This window comes from Bartonella capreoli (assembly GCF_902813205.1).
Classification (GTDB): Bacteria; Pseudomonadota; Alphaproteobacteria; order Rhizobiales; family Rhizobiaceae; genus Bartonella; species Bartonella schoenbuchensis.
Genome location: NZ_CADDZX010000271.1, coordinates 1 through 424, shown reverse-complemented (window position 1 = coordinate 424; position 424 = coordinate 1). Strand labels below are relative to the sequence as shown.

1 protein-coding gene is annotated in these 424 nt (G+C 37.7%); it reads left to right on the top strand.

Annotated elements, in window-relative coordinates; translation table 11 throughout:
* On the top strand, window positions 1–424 hold a 424-nt coding region (locus J7R05_RS08375), incomplete at both ends, for an SPFH domain-containing protein (RefSeq protein WP_246468279.1).

Genomic DNA, 424 nt, shown 5'->3' with positions numbered 1-424 from the left:
AGCAGTCTCGTTTCTTATTTTTATTTAGTACTATAGTACTCTTTTTGATGATTTTTTGGATGTCTATTTTTATAGTTTATCCTCGTCAACAAGTGGCAATTAAGCGTTTTGGGCAAATTGTTAAGGTAGAATCTGATCCTGGGATCTATTTGAAAGCGCCCTTTATAGATAAGATGATCATTGTTGATAATCGGTTGTTACGTTATGATGTTCCTACACAATCTGTACAGGTTCGTGGTGGAGCCTATTATGAAGTAGATGCGTTCTTTATTTATCGTATTACAGATCCAAAGCTGTTTTTACAGCGTATTGCTTCGGGGCGTCCGCAAATTGCTGCGCGTGAAAATCTTGCACCGCGTTTTATTGATGCTTTACGTGCCGTTTATGGTAAGCGTGAATTTAAAGCAGCTTTATCAGATGAACG